The 26,567-nt window shown below is 52.5% G+C and carries 27 protein-coding genes; 10 read left to right on the top strand and 17 right to left on the bottom strand.

Annotation, left to right across the window (positions count from 1 at the left end; all coding sequences use genetic code 11):
- Positions 1–32: 32 nt before the first annotated feature.
- The 8 genes from ACJJIL_RS20630 to ACJJIL_RS20665 all read right to left on the bottom strand — a co-directional run bounded on the left by ACJJIL_RS20630 (position 33) and on the right by ACJJIL_RS20665 (position 7,142).
- Positions 33–419: a DUF6632 domain-containing protein gene (locus ACJJIL_RS20630; protein ID WP_444918850.1), complete on the bottom strand. Its 387-nt coding sequence runs from the start codon at positions 417–419 to the stop codon at positions 33–35.
- Between the two features lie 25 nt (positions 420–444).
- On the bottom strand, positions 445–822 hold the full coding sequence (locus ACJJIL_RS20635; protein ID WP_444892625.1) for a VOC family protein: 378 nt from the start codon (positions 820–822) through the stop codon (positions 445–447).
- Positions 823–968: 146 nt separating this feature from the next.
- Positions 969–1,385 (bottom strand): hypothetical protein, encoded by a 417-nt coding sequence (locus ACJJIL_RS20640; protein ID WP_444906581.1) that lies wholly within the window; start codon positions 1,383–1,385, stop codon positions 969–971.
- A 197-nt stretch (positions 1,386–1,582) separates the two neighbouring features.
- Positions 1,583–3,520 carry an acetate--CoA ligase gene (gene acs / locus ACJJIL_RS20645; protein ID WP_445360656.1) on the bottom strand — a complete coding sequence of 646 codons (1,938 nt, stop codon included), beginning with the start codon at positions 3,518–3,520 and terminating at the stop codon, positions 1,583–1,585.
- 216 nt (positions 3,521–3,736) lie between these two features.
- Entirely contained in the window at positions 3,737–4,102 is a 366-nt protein-coding gene (locus tag ACJJIL_RS20650; protein ID WP_444914935.1) for a cupin domain-containing protein, read from the bottom strand.
- A gap of 40 nt (positions 4,103–4,142) precedes the next feature.
- On the bottom strand, positions 4,143–4,517 hold the full coding sequence (locus ACJJIL_RS20655) for a 2-thiouracil desulfurase family protein (protein WP_445360657.1): 375 nt from the start codon (positions 4,515–4,517) through the stop codon (positions 4,143–4,145).
- Positions 4,518–4,573: 56 nt separating this feature from the next.
- Positions 4,574–6,382, bottom strand: coding sequence for an Ig-like domain-containing protein (locus ACJJIL_RS20660; RefSeq protein WP_445360658.1), 1,809 nt, complete (start codon positions 6,380–6,382; stop codon positions 4,574–4,576).
- Positions 6,383–6,647: 265 nt separating this feature from the next.
- Positions 6,648–7,142: a 2-thiouracil desulfurase family protein gene (locus ACJJIL_RS20665; RefSeq protein ID WP_445360659.1), complete on the bottom strand. Its 495-nt coding sequence runs from the start codon at positions 7,140–7,142 to the stop codon at positions 6,648–6,650.
- 178 nt (positions 7,143–7,320) lie between these two features.
- On the opposite strand from ACJJIL_RS20665, the gene ACJJIL_RS20670 reads away from it, so the two are divergent.
- A complete protein-coding gene (locus ACJJIL_RS20670; RefSeq protein WP_445360660.1) occupies positions 7,321–8,238 on the top strand; it encodes a polysaccharide deacetylase family protein in 918 nt (305 codons plus the stop codon).
- A gap of 44 nt (positions 8,239–8,282) precedes the next feature.
- On the opposite strand, the gene panD is transcribed toward ACJJIL_RS20670, so the two are convergent.
- Together panD and panC are read right to left on the bottom strand one after the other, a co-directional pair.
- The gene (gene panD / locus ACJJIL_RS20675; RefSeq protein ID WP_413664143.1) at positions 8,283–8,669 is read right to left on the bottom strand and encodes an aspartate 1-decarboxylase; all 387 of its coding nucleotides are present in this window, start codon (positions 8,667–8,669) and stop codon (positions 8,283–8,285) included.
- Between the two features lie 13 nt (positions 8,670–8,682).
- Positions 8,683–9,531 (bottom strand): pantoate--beta-alanine ligase, encoded by an 849-nt coding sequence (panC, locus tag ACJJIL_RS20680; protein ID WP_445362020.1) that lies wholly within the window; start codon positions 9,529–9,531, stop codon positions 8,683–8,685.
- A gap of 293 nt (positions 9,532–9,824) precedes the next feature.
- On the opposite strand from panC, the gene ACJJIL_RS20685 reads away from it, so the two are divergent.
- The 6 genes from ACJJIL_RS20685 (at position 9,825) to ACJJIL_RS20710 (ending at position 16,943) form a co-directional block, all read left to right on the top strand.
- Complete coding sequence (locus ACJJIL_RS20685) at positions 9,825–10,523, top strand: DUF6515 family protein (RefSeq protein WP_445360661.1); 699 nt, start codon at positions 9,825–9,827, stop codon at positions 10,521–10,523.
- Positions 10,524–10,754: 231 nt separating this feature from the next.
- Entirely contained in the window at positions 10,755–12,677 is a 1,923-nt protein-coding gene (gene speA, locus ACJJIL_RS20690) for a biosynthetic arginine decarboxylase (protein ID WP_445360662.1), read from the top strand.
- 72 nt (positions 12,678–12,749) lie between these two features.
- Entirely contained in the window at positions 12,750–13,943 is a 1,194-nt protein-coding gene (locus ACJJIL_RS20695) for a saccharopine dehydrogenase family protein (protein WP_445355210.1), read from the top strand.
- Between the two features lie 69 nt (positions 13,944–14,012).
- Complete coding sequence (nspC, locus tag ACJJIL_RS20700) at positions 14,013–15,206, top strand: carboxynorspermidine decarboxylase (RefSeq protein ID WP_108731493.1); 1,194 nt, start codon at positions 14,013–14,015, stop codon at positions 15,204–15,206.
- Positions 15,207–15,269: 63 nt separating this feature from the next.
- Positions 15,270–16,142: an agmatinase gene (gene speB, locus ACJJIL_RS20705; protein WP_413664138.1), complete on the top strand. Its 873-nt coding sequence runs from the start codon at positions 15,270–15,272 to the stop codon at positions 16,140–16,142.
- A 111-nt stretch (positions 16,143–16,253) separates the two neighbouring features.
- A complete protein-coding gene (locus tag ACJJIL_RS20710; protein WP_444914941.1) occupies positions 16,254–16,943 on the top strand; it encodes a DUF6515 family protein in 690 nt (229 codons plus the stop codon).
- On the opposite strand, the gene ACJJIL_RS20715 is transcribed toward ACJJIL_RS20710, so the two are convergent.
- The 6 genes from ACJJIL_RS20715 to rpsF all read right to left on the bottom strand — a co-directional run bounded on the left by ACJJIL_RS20715 (position 16,933) and on the right by rpsF (position 21,686).
- Positions 16,933–18,024 (bottom strand): winged helix-turn-helix domain-containing protein, encoded by a 1,092-nt coding sequence (locus tag ACJJIL_RS20715; protein WP_445360663.1) that lies wholly within the window; start codon positions 18,022–18,024, stop codon positions 16,933–16,935. The genes ACJJIL_RS20710 and ACJJIL_RS20715 overlap by 11 nt on opposite strands.
- A gap of 54 nt (positions 18,025–18,078) precedes the next feature.
- Complete coding sequence (dnaB, locus tag ACJJIL_RS20720) at positions 18,079–19,521, bottom strand: replicative DNA helicase (RefSeq protein ID WP_445360664.1); 1,443 nt, start codon at positions 19,519–19,521, stop codon at positions 18,079–18,081.
- Positions 19,522–19,630: 109 nt separating this feature from the next.
- Complete coding sequence (gene rplI / locus ACJJIL_RS20725; protein ID WP_282930238.1) at positions 19,631–20,077, bottom strand: 50S ribosomal protein L9; 447 nt, start codon at positions 20,075–20,077, stop codon at positions 19,631–19,633.
- A gap of 36 nt (positions 20,078–20,113) precedes the next feature.
- Complete coding sequence (locus tag ACJJIL_RS20730; RefSeq protein WP_413664135.1) at positions 20,114–20,956, bottom strand: YybS family protein; 843 nt, start codon at positions 20,954–20,956, stop codon at positions 20,114–20,116.
- Between the two features lie 43 nt (positions 20,957–20,999).
- Positions 21,000–21,230 (bottom strand): 30S ribosomal protein S18, encoded by a 231-nt coding sequence (gene rpsR / locus ACJJIL_RS20735; RefSeq protein WP_108731487.1) that lies wholly within the window; start codon positions 21,228–21,230, stop codon positions 21,000–21,002.
- A gap of 12 nt (positions 21,231–21,242) precedes the next feature.
- The gene (gene rpsF, locus ACJJIL_RS20740) at positions 21,243–21,686 is read right to left on the bottom strand and encodes a 30S ribosomal protein S6 (RefSeq protein WP_282930240.1); all 444 of its coding nucleotides are present in this window, start codon (positions 21,684–21,686) and stop codon (positions 21,243–21,245) included.
- Between rpsF and ACJJIL_RS20745 the strand changes: the two genes are divergently transcribed.
- From ACJJIL_RS20745 to ACJJIL_RS20755, 3 genes are all read left to right on the top strand, one after another.
- Complete coding sequence (locus tag ACJJIL_RS20745) at positions 21,678–21,980, top strand: hypothetical protein (protein WP_445360665.1); 303 nt, start codon at positions 21,678–21,680, stop codon at positions 21,978–21,980. The two genes, rpsF and ACJJIL_RS20745, sit on opposite strands and share 9 nt — an antisense overlap.
- Positions 21,981–21,993: 13 nt before the next feature.
- Positions 21,994–22,821 carry an alpha/beta fold hydrolase gene (locus ACJJIL_RS20750; RefSeq protein ID WP_444895409.1) on the top strand — a complete coding sequence of 276 codons (828 nt, stop codon included), beginning with the start codon at positions 21,994–21,996 and terminating at the stop codon, positions 22,819–22,821.
- A gap of 222 nt (positions 22,822–23,043) precedes the next feature.
- A complete protein-coding gene (locus tag ACJJIL_RS20755; protein WP_445360666.1) occupies positions 23,044–23,850 on the top strand; it encodes an isocitrate lyase/PEP mutase family protein in 807 nt (268 codons plus the stop codon).
- Positions 23,851–24,308: 458 nt separating this feature from the next.
- On the opposite strand, the gene ACJJIL_RS20760 is transcribed toward ACJJIL_RS20755, so the two are convergent.
- Positions 24,309–26,216: an RCC1 domain-containing protein gene (locus ACJJIL_RS20760; RefSeq protein WP_445360667.1), complete on the bottom strand. Its 1,908-nt coding sequence runs from the start codon at positions 26,214–26,216 to the stop codon at positions 24,309–24,311.
- Between the last annotated feature and the right edge of the window lie 351 nt (positions 26,217–26,567).

The raw sequence follows: 26,567 nt of genomic DNA on the forward strand, positions 1-26,567 counted from the left end.
GATTTTTTAGCAAGTCAAAATAAAGTAAATGCTCAATCAGATTTTTTTCGCCTGGGCATAAGGTACCAAAGCACAGCAGCAATCAAAAAAAGTGCGGGAATATCTCCCATCAAATTGATTCGCTCTGTTTTATCCACCAATGCCTGCACCAACATAATGACGGCGTGTACAAGGCTAGACCATATAGTGAACCAAATTAAACTGGCATTTGCGGCGGGATTTTTTGCAGCACGTATTAAAAACACCCCCAAGGTAACATAAATACCGATAATCATTTGCTCGTATTCTGGCTGCCGCGGAGTCCAGCCCCATCCTTCCGGCCAAATCCACATCATCATCGGGTAAATCGCCAGAATAAAAAGCACTCCTACAACGACCAGCGCTATTGGCAGGTATTTTGCTCGAGTTACCTCGTTCATAAATTACTCCCAAATCTCAATCGACTTATTCCTGTAAGTCCCCTGGTAAATGACACACCACTTCCAGGTTATGTCCATCGGGATCAAGTACGTAGGCGGCGTAATAATCCGGGTGATATTGTTCGTAGACAGCCGGTGCGCCATTGTCTTTACCCCCGGCCTCCAGGGCCAAGCGATAGAACTCCCTGACCACCTGCCGCTCTTCAGCGCGAAAGGCGATATGCAATTGTGGAGTGGTGCTGGTCCCTCCACGAATCCAGAGTTCCGCTTTATCCGCCCAGCCAAAGCCCGCCCAATCCTCAAACTCCATCACTAACTGGTATCCCAGCGGCATCAGCGCCTGCTGATAGAAGTCCTTACTGCGTTCATAGCTGTGCACATAAAGGCGAATATGATCAAGCATCGTATAAACCTCGGGAGGGAAGCGGATACTTCTGCAAGATAGCCTAGAGAGGCCGGCAGCGCCGACTTTAAAACGTACGAGACAAAGAGGAGGTTGTGGCAGGTGGTTCACTTCATGCAATCATACCCGCCACTGCAAGGTTGGGATTAGGGGGAGATATACCAGTGATAAATACCGTAAGAAGCGACGCCCAGACCAAAGAACAGCTGCCCCACCAACAAAACCCTGAAAGCGAAAGTGTAACGGGCCAAGTCACCTCGGCGAATGGCATCGTTGGAAAAAATTCTCGCTTCCTCCGGGAATCCCATTTCCAGGGTTTTCAGTGCCGGAACTGCAAGCTTGAGAAGCTGGCGGCTGCGAATGTCCATCAGCCAAAATACAGTGACCAGTATGACCACAAACCCTCCCAGCAACGCCAGGATTAGAGGGTGGAAGTCTTTCTCCATGGCAGTGAAAATCCCGCCCTCAACAAACATGGTTAACACAACAAAAAAATTAAAAACCTTGAGGCGCTGATCGGCGGCGAAGCGGTAGTGATCGCAGAGGTACTGTCCCTGTTCCAAACGGAATCTCCTTAACTGTAAATACCCTTAAAACAATATCCGGAGTTAGAGGGTTACTAACTGTGCAAAGCAGCAGGCATTTACTTGTCTATTTAGCTGAAAATGGCGCAAAAATCGGGGAGGAATTTAACCTCTTGCCCCAATGAAAAGGCCGGGCTATGCCCGGCCAATAAAACCTTCACGCGCCACACCTATGGTCAGCGATTTTCGCGGTGATCAATCAATGCGTCAACCACAGTGGGATCGGCAAGAGTGGAAACATCTCCCAGATTATCCAGCTCATTGCAGGCAATCTTCCTCAGGATACGCCGCATGATTTTGCCGGAACGGGTTTTTGGCAGTGCAGGCGCCCATTGGATAAAGTCAGGCTTGGCAATTGGCCCTATCTCCTTGCGGCAGAGCTCAATTAATTCAGCCTTCAGCTCATCACTGGGCTTATGGCCAGATTTGAGCATTACAAAGGCATAAATCCCCTGCCCTTTGATATCGTGGGGATAACCTACCACCGCTGCCTCCGCCGTATCATTGTGCAGTACCAGGGCGCTCTCAATCTCAGCTGTTCCCAGGCGGTGTCCAGAGACATTTAACACATCATCAATGCGCCCTGTAATCCAGTAATAACCGTCACTATCGCGGCGGGCACCATCGCCGGTAAAGTAATAGCCGGGGAATGCGGAAAAATAAGTATCCAGCATTCGCTGGCGATTGCCGTACACATCCCGAATCATGGAGGGCCAACTCTTTTTAATCACCAGAGAGCCCTCGCCCTCCCCTTCAATCTCCCGGCCTTCACTATCCAGCAGCGCGGGCTGGACCCCAAAGAAGGGCCGAGTGGCTGACCCAGGCTTCAATGCCATGGCACCGGGCAATGGGGTGATCATCTGCGCACCGGTTTCAGTTTGCCACCAGGTGTCCACAATCGGGCAGCGCTCATCGCCCACCACGCTGTAATACCACTCCCAGGCCTCCGGGTTTATGGGCTCACCCACGGTGCCTAAAAGTCGCAGGGAGCTGCGCTCGGTGGCTTTTACAAACTCGTCACCCGCTCCCATCAGCGCCCGAATCGCTGTCGGCGCGGTGTAGAAAATATTGACCTGATGCTTATCCACAACCTGCCAGAAGCGTGAGGCATCCGGGAAAGTGGGCACGCCCTCAAACATCAGGCTGGTGGCCCCAGCGCACAGGGGTCCATAGACGATATAGCTGTGCCCAGTGATCCAGCCCACATCGGCAGTACACCAGAAAATCTCTCCCTCGCGGTAATCAAAGGTATATTTGAAGGTCATGGTGGCCATCAGCAGATAGCCGGCAGTGGTATGCAGGACCCCTTTGGGTTTACCGGTAGAGCCCGAGGTATAAAGGATAAACAGCGGGTCCTCCGCTCCCATCACTTCAGGCGCGCAGTCCGGCTCCATCTCACCTATGGATTCGCCATACCAGATATCCCGCTTACTATCCCAGTCTACCGGTGTGCCGGTGTGTTTAACCACAATTGTCGTATGCACATTGGGGCAGTCCACCAGTGCTTTATCCACATTGGCTTTAAGCGGTACTCGCTTACCGCCGCGAACCGCTTCATCAGCAGTAATCACCAGGCGACAATCAGAATCGAGAATACGGTCTTTCAGGGACACCGGGGAGAAACCACCAAATACTACCGAATGCACAGCGCCGATACGGGCACAGGCGAGCATGGCGTAAGCCGCCTCGGGGATCATCGGCATATAAATACACACCCGATCTCCCTTTTTAACCCCCCGGGATTTCAGCAGGTTGGCCAAGCGACACACATTTTCATAAAGGCTCTGATAGCTGATTGCCTTACTATCAGCGGGATCATCTCCCTCCCACAGAATCGCAGTCTGCTCGCCACGGCTTGCCAGGTGCCGATCGATGCAGTTTACGGTTACGTTCAACTGGCCATCGGAGAACCAGGCGGTATGACCTTTGTGCAGATCCTCCTCAAGAACCTGAGTGAACGGCTTGTCCCACTGCAAAAAGTCCTTGGCCTGTTGTGCCCAAAACGCCTCTGGGCTCTCTACCGACTGGCGGTACATTGTCTCGTAGTCTTCGGCGCTAATAAGCGCATTGGCAGCAAAACCGGGGGAGACTGGGCGGGTATGCACTTCAGACATCATCTTCTCCTTTATTATTAGCGTGGCATGGCTAGCCTAGAGAAATCTGAGTTTATTAGAGCTTTATTCTTGTCACTTTATAACATAGCCGCTGCGAAACAGTCCCCTCATCTCAAAATTTGGCATGGGGCGAAGACAATCCAACGCAGGTCCTGAAAGGTGCAAGTTAATCAGACAAGAAAACAGTAAAAGAAAGTTGATTAACAGCTCAATCACTTAGATCCAGACATCATTTTTCGCAGTTAGATCTCCACCGGCATCGCCCGTATTAACGACTCCTTTAGGCTCAATCAACAGTACTTCACATTCCTGTTCAGCTCTGGGTTTATGCTCCACACCCTTTGGTACTACCGTCATCTCACCAGGTCCAAGGGATATGACACTATCGCGAAACTCGATCTGCATATGCCCGGAAATTACAACAAACACCTCATCGGTATCGGGATGATCATGCCAGGTAAATTCACCCTGGATCTTAACCAATTTAAACTGGTAATCGTTCATCTCGGCAATCACTTTAGGGGACCAGTGCTCCGAGAACAGGTTCAATTTTTCTTTAAAATTGATAACTTTAGAATTCACTTTTATACCTACCTTTAATATGACTATATATCTGGAAAGCTTAATTATCTCTGGATACTTCCAAAAGTTTCCTAAGCCTGCCCACAATATTCTGGTTAAATACCTGTATACCCTCCCTCCTCAGTAGTGCAGACACAACGCCAGAACCAACTATTTTCGCACCAGAAAAACTACCATCGTAAATATAATCACTACCACATGATGGGCTATTTTCCGTAAGTACTGCGTATTTAATATTGTGCTGCAGACATAGCTGTAATGCCCGTTTAGCTCCCCGTATAAATTGCTCAGTTAAGTCTTCTTTATTTATCCCTAAAACTTTGGCTGAGCCCGCTAAAACCTCTGCACCTCTACCGCCGCTAATCTCAGCCGGAACCCTGGGAACAGGCAGTCCGACTGCAACCTCAGAAAACAAATCAACTTAAGTTTGCCTGTACCGGGTTACCAGCCCGGTACATTTAACAGAGAAAACTAACGAGATTGGAAAATAAGAAAGCGGTTATTACCCGAGTCGTTGATAATCAACTTATCTTCATAAGCGGTAATACCGTCGGGCCATTTCAGCGTAGCAGCACTTGGCAACTCCCCCTCGTCAGTAACCCCATTCTGGTTGCTGTCGTTAAAGGCACTGCGATCAAAATCTCCCTGCCCCAAGACAACATCTGCTGGAGCGAAATTTTCCTGTGGCCACTGGTTCCAGATCAACACTCGGTTATTTTCGCCGTCCACCACAAAAAGCTGAATGCCGTTAGACCAGATACCCCGCTCTAACAAACTCAGGGTTTGTCGACTCGGGGGCTGACTTTCATCACTGACAAAATCTGCTTGCCCCAAAACTATATCCGCCGGAGCAAAGCTACTAGTAGGCATTGAGTTCCACAGAAGTACCCGGTTATTTTCCGAGTCGGTGATAGCTAACTTTTCTCCATCGCTCCACACATCTCCGGGCGTAGCCAATGTGCGAGCACTGGCCTGCATAACCGAGCCATCTTGCTCACGGTCGTTAGGGGTGCAGTTTTCCAGTGTGGATTGGCCCAGCAGCCAATCCGGTGCCGCATCTTCCATTGAGGGCAAGTCATCCCACACCACCATTCGAGCTTTAGACCACGAGGCCGCGAATACGCGTCCCTCCGCAATCATTGCACTGGAATATACGGAGCCGTTACCCTGGCAGCTGTCCTGCGGCAGTTTGGCACTAGGCAGTGCCCGACCATCTTCGGGAATAGTATCGTAAACAAAAATACTGTGGCCCCGAGTACCAAACAAGTAATTTATTAAAAGTTTTCCACTATCAAAACTTATGCTTGTGGGCCCGCCACCAAACTCTCCCCCGCTGCTATCGTCAAGACTATCTTTATTGAGCGCCGCATTGGCCGGCGCTCCATTGCTTGTGGGGACCGAATTAAAAATTAACACCCGATTATTTGTATAATCGGGTACGAACAACTTCCCCTCATCAGTAACGGCAGCGGAACCCAGGGGCCCCTCGCCAAGATTTTTTGCACTGATGGCCGTCAAAGTACTAGAAAAATCATCCTGGCCTATCACGACCTGCGCACTGTCAAAATTCTCAAAGTACAATGGCACAGTAAAATTGTGCTGTTCAGCGGGGAGATCCAGGCCAGCGGGGTCTTTGGCTTCAAGGTGCAGGTTGCGATTCTCCCCGGACAGCCAGCGGCTCTTGGGAGCTATCACCAAGGTGTCGTCATTAAAGCGCGACTGGGACCAGGCCAGAGTGTATTCATCATCCAGCAACGAACCGCTAATTTGCAGGCTGTCGCGATCTATCGACTCGGAAAACTGTATCGTGATTGCGCCATCCTTTTCCAAACGCTCCTGTGCTGGGGATACACTGACTACGGAAGGGGCAATCTCATCCACGGTATAGTGAGCATCAACCTCTGCCATCTGGTTGCCGGCCGCATCCTGCGCGGCAATTGTCAGGGAGAGTTCTAGCCCCTTTCCCCACTCCGCTATCGGGGTTAAGATCAGGGTGTCCTGATCGACTTGAGAAAGCTCTCCCATTTCCTGCATGGCGCCACTTAAGGACACATCCTCCAATGCCACCGCTTCGCTAAAATCCAGCAGTAGGGTGTCGGTTGCTGCAATAGAGGCCCCGCTGGCGGGAGTCAGCGTCAGACTCGGCGGAGTGATATCCACAGGCGCAGGATCTTCACCACCACCACTTCCACCGCTGCAGCCATAAAACGCGGAACTGATCGCCACTACCAATGCGGCTTTGATAAACTTGCTATCGGCTTTAAAAAACTTGCCTTCCACCACTGCCTCCTGCAGCCTTTTAAATAGCCGACAGGGTATTCAGTCTTACCTATTTATTGCCACAGCAGTCACTGCCAATCTGGACCCTAAAAATGACAAAACCTAACAGGCTGGGTGCTGCGTCACAAAAGGAGAATTTTCAGGGACACTGCGCTAATCGTACCGACATCTGGCAGCCACCGGCTTCGCCGGTATTAATCAACCTACAAGGCCTAACTATGACCAATGCCCTTTTTGCCGATCTAATTTTATTAATGCTAACAACTTAGTTAGCTCTGGATGCACTTATCAATTCTCTAAGTTGCCCAACAGTATGTTGACTAAAAACTATTATTCCCGCCCGTTGAAGAAGCGCAGATACAACACCAGAACCCATTATTTTTGTTCCTGAAAAACTGCCATCGTAAATATAGTTACTTCCGCAAGAGGGACTATTTTCCGTAAGCACTGCATACTGGATATTGTGTTTCATGCATAATTCCAGAGCCAGTTTGGCCCCCAGCATAAATTGCTCAGTTAGATCTGTTCTATCACTACCTATAACCCCGGCAGTTCCATCTAACACCTCTGTTCCATTTGCGCCACAGATCTCAGCCGGCACCCTCGGAATAGGCAATCCCGCCGCCACTTCCGGACACAAGGAAACAATTTCCTGAGTATCCACAAGCCACTCAAAATCATCGCTACAAGCCTCAACACTACTACCGTCATAGCGCACGGCGCAGTTCAAAAGGCAGGAACTAACAAGTATTTTGGCCATATACATCTGAAGCTATAGTGGACACAATAGGAAGCCGTACTCTACCGCAACTGAGCCTAGGCTACTGGACAACGCAGGTTATCTGACCAGTAAATTAAGACAGAAAACCTGAATAGAAGGACAACTAAATCCTAGCCTGGCGAACAGCTCGTAAATAAACTCATTAGAGTAATAAACCATGCAGCATTCAGTCATATTATTGATAATTTACTTGTTGGCAATCCCAGTCGCTAGCGCCAAACAACTGGCAATTACTTTCGATGATGCCCCACGTAAAGCCGATGGTTATTTTGATGGACCAACCCGGGCCAAAACATTAATTGAAAACTTAGAAGAGTTTAAAGTTGGCAAAGTAGCCTTCTTTTCCAATACTCAATCCTTCGATAAGGAAGGGTTGGAGCGGATGAACCGCTACGATAAGGCTGGGCATATTATTGGCAATCATACCCATAGCCATCCCAATTTTCTGGAAACAGGGCTATCCACTTATCAAGCGGATTTTTTGCAGGCCCACCAGCTGCTTCAACAATTTGACAACTTTAAACCCTATTTTCGCTTTCCCTATCTGCGCGAGGGCGAAACTGTCGAAAAGCGCGATGGTATCCGGGATCTACTACAGAAAAATAACTATCAAAACGCCTATATCACCTTAAATAACTACGACTGGTATATCGAGGAACTCTTCCAAACGGCAGTAAAAGATGGGAAAGCAGTTGATATGGAAAGACTCTCCAACTTTTATGTCGACGTTCTTATGGCGAGTATTAAGTACTACGACGATATGGCAATTAAATATCTCGGGCGCTCCCCAAAGCACGTCATACTGTTGCATGAAATGGATATTTCAGCCCTGTTTATTGGTGATCTGGCTGAACGACTGAGGAAGGAAGGCTGGGAGATAATTCCTTTAGAGGAGGCCTATCGGGACCCCATCGCCAAATACCAACTCGCCCAACCGATTAAATATAACCCTGGCAGAATCGGCGAAATCGCTTTAGCTAAGGGACAAAAGAAAAATCTCTGGCATTACACCCTGGACGAGTCCTACCTGGAAAAGAGGTTTAATCAGGAAGTGTTATTAATGTCTGATCAATAAGCGGCGGGGATGCTACAGGGCACAACGCCCTGTAGCGAAAAGAATCAGGCTTCGGCTAGCTGAACCGGAATAGTATTAGTGCTGCGCTCTACCTTGTTGTTCTCATCCAGGTAGACCAGCTTGGGCTTGTGGTTATCGGCTTCGCCCTCTGTCATCTGCGCATAGGAAGCGATAATAATGCGGTCACCCACCTGCACTCTACGTGCAGCGGCGCCGTTCATGGAAATAATACCGGAACCGCGCTCGGCGAGGATCACATAAGTGTGGAAGCGCTCACCATTGCTCACATTGTAAATATCGATCTTCTCGAATTCGCGCAGGCCAGCCAGCTCTACCAGGTCCTCATCAATTGCACAGGAACCGTCATACCAGAGTTCGGCCTGAGTCACTGCGGCCATGTGCAACTTGCACTTCAGCATTTCAATTTGCATAGTTGGATGCCCCTCAGAGTTCCAGGGAAACATTGTCGATCAGGCGCGCTGCACTGGTGTACATAGCTCCCAGGATCGTGATTTCTTTATCGTCATCTGCCGCTGGCTGTAAATCCTTGCTGTAACAGATGGAGAAGTAGTCAACTCGAAAGCCACTCTCTTCAATTCGCTTGCGCGCCTCTGTCTCGAGGTCGGCGAAATCCCGGCGTCCAGCCACAATTTCATCCTTGGCCCAGTTAAGTAACTGGTTGAGCACAGCAACCTTCGGTCGCTCTTCCGCAGTGATATAACCATTCCGAGAGCTCATTGCCAAGCCATCTTCCTCACGGTGCACCGGCGCCGCCACAATTTCCACTGGCATACACAGGTCTTCCACCATACGGCGGATCACTGCTAACTGCTGGAAATCCTTAATCCCGAAAATAGCCTTATCCGGCTGCACAATGTTGAAAAGCTTCGAAACTACGGTGGTGACCCCTTCAAAGTGACCCGGTCGGCTGGCGCCGCACAGGACATCGGTCATCGCCGGACAAACCACGCGGGTCTGCTGGTCCATGCCGTTGGGGTAAATCTCACTCTCATCCGGATGGAACAGGAAGTCACAGTCCGCTTCCCGCAGGCTGGCCATATCCCGCTCCATAGTGCGCGGATACTTATCCCAATCCTCATTCAAACCGAATTGCAGTCGGTTGACGAAGATGGATACCACAACCAGATCGCAGTGTTGCCGGGCGATTTTGACCAGCTCTATATGGGCATCGTGCAGATTGCCCATGGTTGGCACAAAGCCGACGGTCTTGCCGTCTGTGCGGGCCTGGGCCAGCGCCTCGCGCAGACTTGTTACGTGGTGGAAGACTTGCATCTTGCTACCGCTCACTATGAATCAGCGCGGCATCATACTCGCTGAGACCAGGTGTCTCAACATAGCAAAATTGCCGCTCTCAATAAGATTTCGCCGCAGAATCCAGCCTGTGGCCCCGCCAGACAATCTCTGCCCATACCTGAACTGCTAGTCACTATCGACGCCGTCGATTGCCGCCGAATTTTACCCCATTCAGTTCAGGAAGTGTTCAGACCCGCCAGGGCAAACTTCACGCCAAGATACACAAAAGACCTGATCTGAAAGAAAAGAGCCCCACGCTCGGGAGAGATGTTATGAAACACCTCACTACTGCCATCGCCACCCTAAGCCTGCTGCTGATCGCAGCACCCGCCCTGTCCGAGTCACATCGCGGGCACCAGCGCGCCATGGACGACCACCACAAATATGGAAGAGCCGAACGCGAGCAGCGCCACTTAAAGAAACAGCACGACAAGCATCACGACCGCCAGCAGGAAAAGAAACGCCGCAGACAAGAGCGCAAGAAAGAAGAGCGCAGACGTGAACGCAGAGAGGAGCGCCAGCACCGCCGCGAAGTTCGCCACGCCTATAAAGAGGGCTACAACAAAGGCTATAACAAAGGGCATAGAAAAGGCCACAAGCAGGGCCACCGCCACGAATATCGCGCGGCACACAGACCGGTTTACCGCCACGGTTATCGCGGCCACCGCCCCCACTACCGTCCCTCGCACTACGGTTATGGCTACCGCTGGCGCCACCTGCCGCGTAATTTCGTCAGTATCAGTATCGGAACAGCGGGCTTCTACTATAGCGATGGAATTTTTTATCGCCCGGCTTCTCACGGCTACGTAGTAGCCCAGGCCCCCCACGGCGCTATCGTGCACAGCCTGCCAGCATCAGCACTGACCGTGGTAGCCGGTGGACACAATTACTACGTGGCTTATGACACCTACTACCTGTGGGACCATGGCCACCGCGGCTACCGGGTTGTCCCCAAGCCGACCTATTACTGATTACCCAATCCCCCCTCCCTGCGGCCCTCGGGCCGCCTTTTTTTACTCAAATTTGCGCAGATCAATCACCTTCTTCAGCCCCCTGTCGCAGAGTGCAAAAGAGCTGGCCATCCACTCGCTCCCCATTTACTTTTCAGTGCGCAAAAATTAGCGTTTTTTTATCTATAGTTATTGCTTTCCGGCCCTGCTGGGCCCAAGATTCGCGCCCGCCAATATCAACAGAAAGGCGCCATGAAAAAGCAACAAGTAAAAGACTGGACTTGCGAAGATTCGGCCGAGCTCTACGGCATCCGCAATTGGGGCGCCGGATATTTCGATTTGAACGAAAATGGTGAAATTTCACTGCAAGTCGACAGCCCCAACGGGGTAACACACAGTGTTTCGCTGATGGACATTGCCCGAGGCGCCACCGAGCGCGGCCTGGGTATGCCCCTGCTATTGCGTATTGAGAATTTACTCGAAGCGCAGATCGCCCGGATTAACGAATCCTTTGCTCGCGCTATCGACGATTGCGGCTACGGCAATGTTTTTCGCGGCGTGTTCCCCATTAAGGTGAACCAGCAGTGTCAGGTCATTGAAGAAATTGCCAATGCCGGCCGCCGCTTTAACCACGGCCTGGAGGCGGGCAGTAAAGCAGAACTTATCGCTGCCCTGTCCATTCTGGATAACACCGAATCCCTGATCGTTTGCAACGGCTATAAGGACGAGGAATTTATTAACCTCGGACTGCAGGCCCAACGCCTGGGCGTACAGGTTTTCTTCGTCGTGGAAACGCCCTCGGAAGTGGAGACCATTATCCGCTGCGCCGAGCGCGAGCAGGTGCGCCCCAATATCGGCGCACGGGTAAAACTCGCCTCCAAGGTGGGCGGCTACTGGAATGCGACCAGTGGCGACCGCAGTATTTTCGGTCTGGGCAGTAACGACCTGATCGCCATGGTCGATCAACTGCGCAACCACGATATGCTCGACTGTCTCAAGTTGTTGCACTATCACCTGGGCTCACAGGTACCGAATATCCGCGACATCCGCACCGGAGTTCTGGAAGCCTGCCGCTACTACGCCGATCTGGTGGAAGAAGGCGCACCCATGGGCTACCTGGATCTGGGCGGTGGCCTGGCGGTGGATTACGATGGCAGCAAGACCAATTACACCCACTCAAAGAATTACTCCCTGGACGAATACTGTGTCGATGTAGTGGAAGCCATTATGGGCACCCTCGATAGCGAGGGAGTCGAACATCCGGTGATTATCACCGAATCCGGCCGCGCCACTGTAGCCTACTCCTCTGTACTGCTATTCGATATTCTCGACACTACCCGTTTCGAGCCGGTGGAGCTGGAGCACACCAAGATCAGCGAAGGTGACCACCAGATGCTGCTCAACCTGCAGGACGCAGTGCGCAGTATCACTCCCAAAAACCTGCAAGAGAGTTACAACGACGCACTCTACTACCGCGATGAAGTGCGCTCTCTGTATCTGCACGGCCAGGTGAGCCTGCGCGAACGCGCCAATGCGGAAAACCTGTTCCTGCAGAGCGCCCAGGATATTCGCAAATTACTCGATGAGGCCGAAGAGATTCCCGCAGATCTGCAAGCTCTGCCGGAGGTACTGTCGGATATCTACTACGCCAATGTGAGCGTATTCCAATCGGTACCGGACATCTGGGCTATCGATCAGGTATTCCCACTGCTGCCGATCCACCGCCTGGACGAAGCCCCGACGCGCTCCGCCATCATCGCCGACATCACCTGTGACTGTGATGGTAAGATCGACCGCTTTATTGGCCGGGAAAAAGAGCAGAAAACCCTGCCTTTACACGAGCTAAAGGATGGCGAGGACTATATTCTCGGCACCTTCTTAATTGGCGCCTACCAGGAGACCCTGGGTGACCTGCACAACCTGTTTGGGGACACCAATGTTGTGAGTGTGCGCATCCAGGAAGACGGAAGCATAGACTTCAGCCACGAGATTCACGGTGACAGTATTTCTGACGTGTTAAGCTACGTGGAATACCAGCCCAAGGCGCTGTTTGAGCGCTTCCGCCGCCTGGCAGAACGCGCCGTCAAGCAGGGGTTGATTACCGCCGCCCAACGCAAACAGATTTTGCAAACCTATACCGCCAGCATGAGCGGTTACACCTACTTTGAAAAATAAATTTTAAAAATGAGGCGCCAACGCCTTTGAGAATATAGCGGTAACATTAGCCGCAGATTTAAGGAGATCTTTATGGCCAACGTACTGATCATCGGCGCCGGCGGTGTCGGCCAGGTGGTTGCGCACAAGTGCGCACAGGTTGCTGAGGTATTTGAAAATATCACCCTGGCAAGCCGCACCAAAAGCAAGTGCGACAAGATTGCCGCTATGCTGCCGCGCAAAATCGACACCGCTGAAGTAGATGCGGACAATGTGCCTGAACTGGTAAAGCTGATCGAAAAAGTGAAGCCGGACCTGGTCATCAATGTGGCCCTGCCCTACCAGGATCTGCACATTATGGATGCCTGCCTGGAAACCGGCGTGCACTACCTGGATACCGCCAATTACGAGCCGCCGGAAGAGGCCAAGTTCGAGTACAAGTGGCAGTGGGCCTACCAGGAGAAATTTGAGAAAGCCGGCCTGATGGCACTGCTGGGCAGCGGCTTCGATCCCGGCGTCACCAGCGTATTTACCGCCTACGCCAAGAAGCACCACTTCGATCGTATCCACACCCTGGATATCCTCGACTGTAATGCCGGCGACCACGGCCTGCCGTTCGCCACCAACTTCAACCCGGAAATTAATATCCGCGAGATCACCGCCAACGGTCGCTACTGGGAAGATGGCCAGTGGGTTACCACCAAGCCGATGGAAGAGAAACGCGTGTTCAACTTCCCCGAAGGCATTGGCGATAAGGATATCTACCTGCTCTACCACGAAGAGTTGGAATCCCTGTCCAAGCACTTCCCGGAAATTGAGCGCGCGCGTTTCTGGATGACCTTTGGCGAGAGCTACCTGAAACACCTGGAAGTTCTGCAGAACGTCGGCATGACTGGCATTGAGCCGGTGGAATTCCAGGGCCAGGAAATTGTACCTATCCAGTTCCTTAAAGAGCTGCTGCCAGATCCCGCCAGCCTCGGTCCGCTGACCAAGGGCAAGACCTGCATCGGCAACATTATTCGGGGCACCAAAGACGGCGAAGAGAAAATCTACTACGTCTACAACACCTGCGACCACCAGGACTGCTACCAGGAAGTTCAGTCCCAGGCGATCTCCTACACCACCGGCGTACCGGCCATGATCGGTGCCAAGATGATGCTGGAAGGCAAGTGGATGAAGCCCGGCGTGTGGAATATGGAGCAGATGGATCCGGATCCCTTTATGGATGACCTGAACAAGTACGGCCTGCCCTGGCAGGAAACCTGGTTGGATAAGCCCTTCCAGTAAATCGCTTCTTTCCCGACCTAGCGGGGCGGACTCCAGTGCCCGCCCCGCCGCACCAGGATATAACGCACCATGGACCTCACTCCCCCCGTTGACTATTTCGGCAGCTTCGATCCCTACCGCGTTCCCTCTCCCTGTTTTGTGATCGATGAAATTGCCCTGCGCAATAATTTGGCATTGCTCGCCGATGTACAGGAACGCAGCGGTGCCAAGGTACTGGCAGCGCTCAAGGCCTTTTCCATGTTCAGCACCGGGCCCATCGTGGCTGAATATCTATCCGGGACCTGTGCCAGTGGCCTGCACGAAGCCAAACTGGGGTTCGAAGAGTACGGCGGTCGCGACAAAGGCAAGGAAGTTCATGTCTTCAGTGCCGCTTACAAGGATGAGGAACTGCGGGAAATACTGCAATTTGCCCACCATGTAATTTTCAATTCCTTCTCCCAGTGGAAGCGTTTTCGGGAGTTGTGCCTGGATATGCAACAGCAGCGGCCAGAGCTGCGTTTTGGCCTGCGTATCAACCCCGAGCACTCCGAGGGCCACACCGATCTCTACGACCCCTGCGCCCCTTGTTCGCGCCTGGGCATCGTGCGCTCGCTGTTTGAAGGAGAGTCCCTCGAAGGCATCAGTGGCCTGCACTTCCACACGTTATGTGAACAGGATTTCAAACCTCTGCAGCGCACAATCGCTGCCGTGGAGGAGAAGTTTGGCGATCTGATACCACAAATGGAGTGGATTAATTTCGGCGGCGGCCACCATATTACTCGCCGGGATTACCAGGTGGATGAGCTGGTCGAAGCGGTGCGCAGCTTTTCCGACAAGCACAATGTACAGGTCTACCTGGAACCCGGTGAGGCCATCTCCCTGTTCGCAGGAGTCCTTGTGGCTGAGGTAGTGGATATCGCCTGGAATGGTGAAAACCAAGCCATCCTGGACGCCTCTGCCACCTGCCATATGCCGGATGTGCTGGAAATGCCCTACCGACCGGAAATTACCGGTGCCGCTCGCCCCGGTGACTTACCCCACACCTATCGCCTGGGCGGACAGAGTTGCCTGGCCGGCGACAGCATCGGCGAATACAGCTTCAGTCAACCACTGCGGATTGGCGAGCGACTGGTGTTCGAGGAAATGGCCTACTACACCATGGTGAAAACCAATACTTTTAACGGTATCCCCCTACCGGCTATCGCCCTGTGGAATTCGGATACCGACGACCTGAAGATGATCAAAACTTTCGGCTACGAAGATTTTAAGGAGCGCCTCTCCTAAAAAGTGCCGATAGAGATAGATGCGGCAGGCAATGAGTTATTGCCTCCGCCAGAGGACCAGTAGATGTTGTCAGAAAACGAATACCCCATTTTTCTCGGCTCCGAAATCGAGCAGCCGAAGCCGGAAGACGCCCTCTTTCACATTATCCCCATCCCCTATGAGGAAACCGTCTCCTACGGTGGCGGCACCGGCAAGGGCCCGGCCTCCATCCTGGAAGCATCCTGGCAACTGGAAACTTTTGACAACTTCTCCAACCCCTGTGACCTGGGCATCTACACCCGCTCGCCGGTCTCGGTTTCCGGCCCTGCAGAACAGGTGATGGAGAATATCGCCGCCGCCACCAAAGAAGTGTTGGCGCTTGGCAAGATGCCGGTGGGTATCGGCGGTGAGCATTCGGTGACCTGGGGTATTATCAAAGGGCTACTGGACGCCGGTGAAACCGATTTTGGCGTGGTGCAGATCGATGCCCACGCCGACCTTCGCGATCGCTATGAGGGCCACAAACACAGCCACGCCAGCGTAATGCGTCTAGTGGTAGAAGCCGGTGTTCCCCTGTTTCAGCTGGGTATCCGCGCCTATTGCGAAGAGGAAGTGCAGGCCCGCAAGGACCACAACGTAGGCTACCTGGATGCCCACCAACTGGTACCCAACAACGTGCAGGAATTCCAGTTACCGGAGAATTTCCCCAAGAAAGTCTTCTTTACCCTGGATGTGGACGGTATGGACCCATCGGTCTTCCCTTCCACCGGCACCCCGGTACCCGGCGGTCTCGGCTGGTACCAGACCCTCAACTTATTCGAATCTGTTGCGCGACAAAGAGAGATAATTGGCTTCGATCTGCTGGAATTTGCGCCGATCGAGGGCTTTCACGCCTATGACTTTGCCGCCGCACAGCTGATGTACAAGCTGATGGGAATCATCCAGCGCAACCGCTGACCACTGATCCAGCCTCCGGCACTTTGACAATTCTTAACCAATTAACCTGTCTTTAATGTCAGGATAAGGGTTAGTATGTCAAATGTGAGTAATCACTTCGCTGGAGAGACTGTGAATAAACTGAATGTCGTAATTGGCGCCAGTGCGTTCCTGGCGCTGGCCGCTTTTGCCTTTAGCCCACCGGCCGATGCGCGCGGTTATGAGCGCGGGGGAGATCATCGCCACCACCACCGTGGCGGTGTTTATCGCGGACCACGTGTTTCGATCGGATTTGTTGCGCCCGTACTACCCGTTGGCCATGTGCGTGTGGCAGTTGGCGGACGTCCTTTTTACTACCATGGCGGGCACTTCTACCGCCACGGTCCCCGTGGTTACGTCGTTGTCGCTGCCCCTCTGGGCGCCTCGGTAGTCACCCTGCCAACTAGTGCTGTCAGAGTCCATGTAGGCGGAATTACTTATTACCAGTACGCCGATGCCTACTATCAGTGGCACCCGGCTACCCGAACTTATGTCGTAGTAGCACCACCTGCAGTGGCTGTAGCTCCAGCACCCGTAGCCGTTGTTCCAGCGCCTGCGCCGGCTGTCGCCGTTCCTGTTGCAACGGCAGCAGCTCCTGCTACTGTGCCTGCAACCCCGAACCCGGGCCCTCAGGGTTTCCAGCCCGGACAAGTGGTGGAAACCCTACCCAATGGCTACGCCGCTGAAATTATCAACGGCATCCAGTACTACCGCTATGGCGGCAATTACTTTATGCCAACCCAGCGCGATGGCCAGGAAGTCTACGTAGTCGTCAAGCTATAAGCGCGGCTTCGCTTTCCAGCCCGTGAAAGCGGGCAAACTGCCCCAGAGCCCGGTGGTAACTCGCCTCCAGCGAGACACCGGGTTTCTTGTCCCAGTGCTGGGCCTCTACCCGCAATACACCCGCATCCCGATCAGCCTTCAAGTCCACCTGCCCCACGAATTGATCGCCGTATAAAATCGGCAGGCAAAAATAGCCATAGCGGCGCTTGGCCGCCGGTACATAGCACTCCAATTGATATTCAAAATCAAACAGCCGGCGCAGGCGTTTGCGCTGCAATATCACTGGGTCGAATGGGGATAACAGGCGCACTTTGCGCGATGGTCGTACTGGCTCCCAATCCAGATGCTCGGTGAGCATCAGCTCTTTCCCCCACTGAGTGAGTTCACCGGTTGCCAACATGCGCTTAATTGCCAGTTGGATAAGGGGTTTGTCGTCCCTGCGCAGGTAAGCAATTTCCTCCACTCGGCCAATCCCCTGGCACCCCAGAAAAGTTCGCACCAGATGGCTGCCGTACTCAATTTCCGAGGCGGCATTGGTCGAGATTCTTGCTGGCAGTATCCGCTCCGGGAGATCGAAGACTTTTTGAAAGCCCTCCCGGTGGCTGACCATCAGCTCACCTTCATGAAACAACTGCTCCAGGGCTTTCTTTTCATCGGACCACTCCCACCATCCACTCTTGGTGCGCACAAAATCACTGGCCCTCAGGGCGCCCTCCTCTCGCACACGATCGAGAACATAGCGACACAGCTTGGCATTCTTTTCAAACCAGTGGCGCTGACCGGCGCGGATACGATCCATACGCACCCGCGCATAGGGGTAGTGGGCCATTGGCAGGTAGGCAGCGGCGTGGGACCAGTACTCGAAAATTTCGCGGCGCTCTTCAGCTTCAGCCAGGTGTGACTCGCGGTAACGGGGCAGGCGATTGTAGAGCTGGTGGTGGTGGGCCCGGGTAATTCGCTGGATAGCATCCAACTGTAGGGCGCCAAGGTGTTGCAACAACCCCGACAATCCTTCAGTCCAAGAGCTGTGGATAAATTGGCGTTGCAGCACCAGTGCGCGGATCTTTTGCTCGGATAACAAGAAGTGGCTCCCCTAGGCTCGGATATTCGACAGCCGCAAACCTAGCAGAAAGGCTTATTCGCCCTGGTAGTATTCCGGCGCCAGATTATCGAAGCGAGTGTATTTGCCCACAAACGCTGCGCGGCAGGTGCCGATCTCACCGTTACGCTGCTTGCCGATAATCAACTCGGCCATCCCTTTATCCGGGCTGTCCTCGTTGTAGTATTCATCGCGGTAGATAAACAGGATCACGTCAGCGTCCTGCTCGATCGCCCCGGATTCCCGCAGGTCCGAGTTCATCGGCCGTTTGTTGGGGCGCTGCTCTACTCCCCGGTTAAGCTGCGACAGGGCAATCACCGGGCATTCATATTCTTTCGCCAGCGCCTTGAGAGAGCGGGAGATCTCGGAGATCTCCTGGGTGCGGCCCTCAGTAGACCCCTTCACCTGCATCAGCTGCAAGTAGTCCACCATAATCATGGCGGGCATACTCTTGGCCTCGGCGTCTTCGCGGCTTAACTTGGGGTTCTCGCGCATCAATTTGTTGATGTGATCGCGCACCGTGCGCTTGGTACGGGCGCGCACCTCACTGGGACTCAATGCCGGCGTATCATCGATATACAGGGCCTTGCCCTTCATCTTCTGCACAGCGCTGGACAGCTTGGGCCAATCCTCTTCCTGCAGCTTGCCGTTCCTGATGCGCCCCTGGTCGATACGACCAATAGAGGACAACATCCGCATCACCAGGCTGTCCGAGGGCATCTCCATACTGAAGACCAGTGTCGGGCTCTCCTGGCAGAGCATGGCGCTCTCGATAAAATTCAATGCCAGTGCGGTCTTACCCATGGAGGGACGCGCGGCGAGAATAACCAGTTCGCCCGGCTGCCAGCCGGAGGTGCGCTGGTCCAGCTCGGTCAGACCGGTGCTGATACCGGTGATATCACCCTCGGTCTTGAACAGCTCATCGATGCGCTCGACGGTCTTTTTCAGCAGGGTATCCACGCCGACAAAGCCGCCCTCTTTGGCGCGCCCCTCGGCGATTTCCGCCACGCGGCGCTCAGCCATCTGCAGCAGGTCGGCGGAGGCGAGGCCACCGGGATTAAAACTGGTGCGGCTGATCTCACCGGCAGCGGCGATCAGCTGGCGCAGCATGGAGCGCTCACGCACGATCTTGGCGTAGGCGACGATATTCGCTGCGGAGGGAGTGTTTTCGGCCAATTCCGCCAGGTAGGCAGGGCCACCCACTTCACTGAGCAGGTCGCGGCTGGCGAGGCCTTCGGCGAGGGTAACGATATCCAGGGGCTGTTCGCCATTACTCAGCTCGCCCATAACCGCAAAGATCTTGCGGTGACTGGCGCTGAAGAAATCCTCTTCACTCAGCTGTTCGGCAACGGCATCAATACGGCCCGGGTCCAGCATCAGGCCGCCGAGCACAGACTGCTCCGCCTCTACCGAATGCGGCAGGGGTGAACTCTCTTCGCTGTGGATCTCTTCTTCAGGGGCGGCGTATTCGTCGATCATGGGACTTTACTGGATAGTAAAAACAAAACAGGCGCTGGACCCGATAGGGTGCAGCGCCCGATTGTAGCGCGGCTGGCGCCCGAAGCACCAACCGTTCGTCAGCAAAACCTTACTCGGCTTCGATAACGACTTTAACTGCAGCAATTACGTCGGAGTGCAGCTGTACGTCTACGTCGTACTCGCCCACTTCGCGCAGCGCGCCTTCCGGCAGCTTAACTTCAGCTTTAGCTACTTCAACGCCACCAGCGGAGATCGCTTCAGCGATGTCGCGAGTGCCGATAGAACCGAACAGCTTGCCTTCGTCGCCAGCGTTAGCAGCGATGGTAACAACCAGATCGGCCAGCTTGGTAGCGCGGCTCTCAGCTTCAGCCAGCTTAGCGGCAGCAGCGGCTTCCAGTTCAGCGCGCTTAGCTTCGAACTCAGCAATGTTAGCGGCGGTAGCAGCAATTGCCTTACCAGTCGGCAGCAGGAAATTGCGGCCAAAACCGGCTTTAACATCAACGCGGTCACCCACGTTGCCCAGTTTGCCTACTTTATCGAGCAGAATAACTTCCATCTCGGTTTCCTCAATTTCTGTATTGTGCGGGCGCGCTTATTTGGAAGAGCGTCCGCGAATATCTATCCAGCTATCTACCAGGGCCAGGCCGCAGAGGAAGCCTGCCAGGGGCAGCCCTCCAATCACCAGCATGATGTACATCGCCACCAGGGGACCTACCCCCCAACCGCGACTGGCAACCAGCCAGTGGACCAGGGCAATACCAGCTACCACCATCGGGAACGCAATCACCGCTCCCCAAAATGCGTAGCCTGGGGTTACCAAGCTGACTACCCACAACAACATACTTGTCGCTGACAGCCACAGGGGCAGGCGCAGCTGGTGGAACTCCTGGCGGAAACCGCCGGGGTTGTACAGCAGGGCCTGCCAGTAACGCCCCAGTACCAGAGCCAATGTGGCGCTCATCGCCGATATCAGGCCCAGGTAACCGGTAATTTGCAATTCACCCGAAAATATCTGCTTCAGTTCATCCATTGGAACAGTATTGGGCTGTTCCGCTGCATTCTCGACTGCCTGCAAGAACCCTTGCATCAGTCCTCCACTGAAGAGAGAGGTCAGCAATATGCCTGCTGCTGATGCCGCCGTTACAGCCACCAGGCCAGCGGCCCAGGAGCGACTGCTGCGCAATGCCATGGCGCCGCAAAAAACTGCAACAAAATGGCCTGCGGATATACCAGTCACCAGTGGTGGTACATGACCACTCATACCCATAACGACAATCGGCAACAGAGCCCAGGCCAAAACCATCAGGCCGTCACTGCTGCCTCGGCGCAAACTCACCAGAGCGAGAATTGCCGGGCTTATCAGCGGAATCCCCAACATGGTGAGGATTACCGCCCTGACGCGTCCGCGCATAATAAATTCAGCTACGGCGCGCATATCTAGATAGCTTCTCTATTAATGAGTCTAAGCAAACTGCGGCTTAGGCTTCGTGGCTGTCCGTGTACGGCAGCAGGGCCAGGTAGCGAGCGCGCTTGACCGCAGAGGCCAGCTGACGCTGATACTTGGCTTTGGTACCGGTAATACGGCTAGGAACAATTTTGCCAGTCTCGGAGATGTAGGCTTTCAGGGTATCGAGATCTTTGTAGTCGATACGCTTAACACCTTCAGCGGTGAAACGGCAGAACTTGCGACGACGGAAAAAACGTGCCATCTGATAATCCCCTTACTCTTCGCTTTCAGCGTTATCGGAAGAAGCTTCTGCAGCGTCGGAAGAAGCTTTCTCTTCTCCGGCGCGCTCGCGACGCTCGGTGCGCTCTGCACGGGCAGCTTTGCGCTCACGGCTTTCTTTTTCCGCTTTCATGATCGGGCTCTCTTCAGTGATCGCCTCGTCTTCACGAATTACCAGATTACGGATAACCGCATCGTTGTAACGGAAGTTGGTAGTCAGTTCCTCAAGGGCTTCTTCAGAACATTCTACGTTCATCAGAATGTAGTGAGCCTTGTGGATCTTGTTGATCGGGTAAGCCAGACGGCGACGGCCCCAGTCTTCCAGACGGTGAACCTGTCCACCGCTCTCCTTGATGGACGCAGTGTAGCGCTCCACCATGCCAGGTACCTGCTCGCTCTGGTCCGGGTGAACCAGGAATACAATTTCGTAATGACGCATTTTAGCTCCTTACGGGTTAATCAGCCTCTCGGACAGTCCGATGAGGCAAGGAGTACAACGGGCACGGATAAACCGGGCCCATTGCGGGCGGCGTATTCTAGGCAGTTGTGGAGTTGGTTGCAAGTTAACCAGTTGCATCAGGCCCTGAGCCTTCGCCCACCCGGTTGCAAGCTGATCAAAATGACTACCCTGCCACTCGCCTTGTTTCTGGGATTTGGCGGATTGGGACACAGCACTGCTCGGTCTGGTCATGGGTTTGGCAAGCTGGCTTCGCCTATGATGCCGGACTGTTAAAGGGAGAAGTACCATGCCCCAACAAACCCACCAATTAGAATTTGGCGCCTTCCAGGTACCAGTAACCACAGTACACAACGGCGAAGGCCCCCTAGTATTGGTGCTTCCCGCGATGGGCGTACCGGCCAACCGCTACCGCCTGCTCTTGGAAGAACTGCAAAAGCTCGGTTACAACACCGCCATCAGCGAATTGCCCGGCACCGGGGAGAGCCTGCCGCGCCCCCACCGAAATGCCGACTACGGCTACAACGATCTGGTGTTTTCGTTTATCCCGCAGTTAATCCAACTGCTGGAACAGCAATTCCCCCAGGGGCCAGCGCTGATTCTCGGCCACAGTATCGGCGGTCAAACCAGCACCCTGGCAGCCCGCGCCGGCCTCACTGGTAACGCCAAGGTTGTCAGCATCGCCTCCGGCCATGTGGACCACCGCAGCTGGAGTGGCCTGCACAAGTACGCCATCCTGCTCTTCGCCTCAATTGCCAGTGTGACCTCAAGCCTGCTGGGTTATTTCCCCGGTGCGCGCATGGGATTCGGCTGGCGCGAAGCGCGCAGACTGATGAAAGACTGGGCCCGATCCATATTTAGTGGCCGCTTTGCTCCAGAGGATCGCTTTGGGCAAATGGAAAAGACAAGCCAGCCCACCCTGCATATTGCGCTGGACGGCGACCCCTTCGCCCCTATTCAGGCCGCCCGTAAATTAGCGGCGATCGTCGGCGGCGAAACCCGGGAGATGAAACCCACTTATCCCAAGGGCAACCCTCACCTCAGCTGGATCAAGAATCCCGCCCCCGTAGTTGAGGCGGTACAGCAGTGGCTACATAAAGATCCTGCTCTCAACTGATTTTTCTTTTTCTGTCTTTCCTGTATGGCTAAGAAAGCAATTCACAGCTTTCTTAGCCATGTATTAATAAAAACTGCCCGCTCCACCTCCCTCCCACATCGCAGCCAACAATCTTATTTGTCTTTCCGGTTTTCACGGTTCAGTTCCGATTGTGGCCAGTGAACCAATCTCTTGAGCGGTAAATTCACCACTGAAACGACATCGCTAAAGTAGGTTATCCCCATGAACAACAGCCCATTCAATACCTTCACCCAATTGCATCGTGCCGCAGCCCCATTGATCCTGCCAAATGCCTGGGATGCTGCCAGCGCTTTAATCTGCCAAAACACAGGCGCCCAAGCGGTAGGCACCAGCAGTGCCGCCGTCGCCTGGTCACTGGGTTATGCCGATGGCGGTGCCCTGCCAGTTGAGGAACACCTAAACGCTATCGCGCGGATTGCCCGGGTGACCTCATTACCTCTGAGTGTGGATATTGAAGATGGATATTCCCAAAACCCCAAACAGGTAGCTGAGCTGGCCTGTAAAATGGTCGCGCTGGGAGTTGCAGGCATCAATATTGAAGATGGTAACGACACCCCCGAATGTCTCGGCGAAAAGATCAGCGCTATTCGCCAAGCACTTAACGGCCGCCCGCTTTTAATTAATGCTCGTACCGATGTTTATCTCAATGCACTCGCCAGCGGTGATAAAGCGGTAAATATGTGTATAGAGAGGCTAGAGCTTTATAAGAGTGCCGGTGCTGACTGCGGCTTTGTGCCTGGGCTCTCTTCAATTGAGGAGGCAAGGAGTTTGGCAACGGGTATCAACCTGCCAATCAATATTATGCTGCTTCCGGGAATTGCTCCTATATCGGAGTTTTTTGCCGCAGGCATAAAGCGCTTTAGTACTGGGCCAGCTTTATTCCAGTCAGTCTACGGCCATTTAAACGAATCATTAAAACAGCTGGCAGAGGTTAAAAGTGACACTAATTTGTTTAGTAAGGCGTTGGACTACGGCACACTGAACTCTGCCTTTATTAAAGAGGCGTAGCGAGAGGCAATATCGCCGGGGCATATCGATGTTCGATTTATTGCCATCTACGGAAGCCCCACGGGCAAACCTTTTGAGTGACTCTTATAAAAAGAACAAGCATAGACCAGAAACAAATATTGAGACAATAAAAACCCAACATAAAATTCAAATGAAAATTTTAGTAGGGCTCCGGGAAAACCACTATTGCTTAAATAGCTAATACTGGAACGCTCAATAAAAAAATATAAAAAAATCACTTGGGTGTTAAATTGTAAAGTAATAGCGCTGGAGTGCATTTAATGCAAAAGATGAGTCTGGAATATCACCATATTTATTGAGATAAGAGCCGACAATCAACACCTACTGTGATTGTCGACTCAAGGCTTATCTACCTTGTAATGTCCACCAGGTCATATCAGTGATATGACCTTCAAAAGTGAGTAAATAGCCTCCATTTTCCGCAGTATCATTTCTATCTAATTAAAATCTATATCACTGCTATCAGCGCCGAAATCATCAGATCCCCATGTCACAACAGAGCCATCTGTTTTTCGCGCAGAAAAAGCAAATTCAGTTGCATAAACCTCCTCTACTCCACTGGCTAACTGGGCACTAACCGCACTGCTATCCCCACCCGTATTATCGTGCCCCCATGTCACAACAGAGCCATCTGTTTTTCGCGCAGCAAAAGCATATCCAGTTGCATAAACTTCCTCTACTTCACCGGCTAACTGGGCACTAACCGCACTGCTATCCCCTCCATATGAATCGGTCCCCCAAGTTACAATGGATCCATCAGACTTTAATGCAGCGAAAGCAGTGGAGGTCGCAGAGATGCTATCGACACCCCCTGTAAGTTGGTCGCTCACATCGCTACTATCACCACCATAATTAGCATTGCCCCAAGTGATGACTGAGCCATCAGATTTCACGGCCGCTAAGGCATAGTGATTCCCAAAGACCTCCACAACATCACTGGAGATTTCCGTGCTCACTGCTCCGCTATCGCCGCCGCGATCTTCGAATCCCCAGGACACTACAGAGCCATCTGATTTAAGTGCAGCAAAAACAGTGTCTGATGAAAAAATAGTTTCCACATTACTGGAGATTTCCGCGCTCACCGCACTGCTATCCCCCCCCGAGCCACCCCAAGTCACAACCGAACCATCGGACTTAAGTGCTGCAAAAGCGCTGTTTGTTGAAAAAACAGTTACCACATCACTGGAGATTTCTGCACTTACAGCACTGCTATCCCCACCCGTATTATCGTGCCCCCATGTCACAACAGAGCCATCTGTTTTTCGCGCAGCAAAAGCAGATCCAGTTGCATAAACTTCCTCTACTTCACCGGCTAACTGGGCACTAACCGCACTGCTATCCCCTCCATATGAATCGTTCCCCCAAGTTACAATGGATCCATCAGACTTCAATGCAGAAAATGCCCGTGAGCCAGGATAAATCTCAACGACATTATCCGCCAGGCTTGCACTTACGGAGCTACTATCACCACCATAATCAACTTCACCCCATGTAACTATTGAGCCGTCTGATTTTAGTGCCGCGAAAGCATCATTTGTAGAAAAAATTTCTACCACATCACTGGCTAAGCTGGCACTTACCTCACTAAAACTAATATCTGATGAACCGTACTCATCAGGCCAGGATACAACGGAGCCATTATTTTTTAATGCGGAAAATGCATATAAAGAGGGAAAAATTTCACGCACATAGACAAGGTGCTCAATCTCCAGATCCACAGTCTCACCTTCAAAGGAAGCACTCAGAGTCGCTGAGCCACTCTGCAGGGCGGTGATAAGGCCAAGCTCTACGGTTGCCAAACTGGTATCACTGATCGACCACTCGGCCTCTTCGGTAACATCCACTGAGGTGTCATCGTTATAGTGGGCCGTGAGATAATATTGATCAAAATTAGTGGTATCCCTACTCACCTGCAAACTTTCAAGAAGGACGGGCAACTCAATATCTACTTCTGAACTCACCCCCTCATAAACTGCTGTTAAGGTGAGTGAGCCTGCTTTCAGTTGTGTGATTACCCCAGCATCAACAGTCGCCAGATTACTGTCACTCACAGACCAGTCCGCATCCTCAGTAACATCGACAGAAGAGTCGTCACTGTAATAGGCCGTTAAGAAATACTGGTATTCATTCGAGCTATCTTGTTCCAGCCCTACACTTTCCAGTGTAATAGGAGTTGGAACAGGATCTGCCGTGTCGTTATCGTTATTACTACTGCTACTGCTCCCCCCTCCGCTACAAGCACTGAGCAGGCCAATAGTGAGCGTGAATAACCCGAAACGTAAAATGTGCAAAATGTGCAAAATATGCAAATGCCAAGATTGATATTGGCCTTGAATACTATCCATATAAATCCCCTCCAATAAAGGCAGATATGGTAGAGAGCCAACCTTCCTATAGCAATCCAAACGTCACTAAAGATATAAATATTTAAGAAAAACCCGGAAAGATAAACATCAACAAGAATAAATTCTCTTTATTCTTGTTAAAAAGGACCACACAAGCAACCAATTGACTACATCTGTACCAATTAATAATATTTTTCAGTCAACCTAAATCACACTCCAATTCAGACCAGCATTAAGCGGGTCTCCTTTATTTACATTTATCAGCCTTTATTCTCGCAAAATTTACTCTCATTCAAGAGTAGTACGATTTCTTCAAATTGTAACTTAAGGAACTTCTAGATATGAGGCAAT

This window comes from Microbulbifer maximicatervae (SeqCode), from assembly GCF_052468095.1.